Origin of the sequence: Roseburia zhanii (assembly GCF_014287635.1) — a bacterium.
Taxonomy (GTDB): domain Bacteria; phylum Bacillota; class Clostridia; order Lachnospirales; family Lachnospiraceae; genus Roseburia_B; species Roseburia_B zhanii.
The window spans coordinates 1-624 of the sequence record NZ_JACOPH010000092.1 but is presented as its reverse complement, the minus strand read 5'-3'; the positions used below and the strand labels follow the sequence as shown (position 1 = coordinate 624).

Below are 624 nucleotides of genomic sequence, written 5' to 3'. Positions count from 1 at the left end.
ACTTATTGCTTTTCCCTGCACTTGGAATCATAGACCAATCAGGTTCTCCACTTCTCAGCGATACACTATATTTTGTAATAGCAGAACTCGTTGCATTTGAAATCGAAATTCCCATGAATCCACCTCACATTTTTATCTTCTCTGCATATATCTTAACCTCTATTATGCTTATCCATTTATCAGGTTCATTCCTTTCGAAATGCCTTCAACTTTCACCGAATCCTCAAATGTAACTGTCATCTGCGTATCGTAAGTTTTCCATTCAAACTGCGACCAGCTTACACCGTTACCGGTATGATCATAAGCCTTGATTGCATCGTTATATTGCTTTTTTTGTTTTTCTGAATATTCCGGCACATTTTCAGTATTATTTATTTCCAACAACATTCTTAAACTATCCGGCACTCCATCTAACGCTTTTCTCCACGCTTCACTCTGTTGCTTTGCAACCGCCATCTCATGCTGCATAACATAATCCTGATATGCCTTTTCCCTTGCGGTGCTGGCTTCTTTGTCTGTCTTTAACAACTGCTGCTTGGTATCTTCCGTCAATTCCACCTCTTTACCATTGACCGTAACATATCCTCTTGCAACTGCCCTGCTGACCATTGCAGAATCAGAGAA

1 protein-coding gene is annotated in these 624 nt (G+C 40.1%); it reads right to left on the bottom strand.

What is annotated here, in order from left to right:
- Positions 1-168 precede the first annotated feature (168 nt).
- A partial coding sequence (locus H8S17_RS16325) for a hypothetical protein (protein ID WP_243238122.1) occupies positions 169-624 on the bottom strand: 456 nt, incomplete at its 5' end.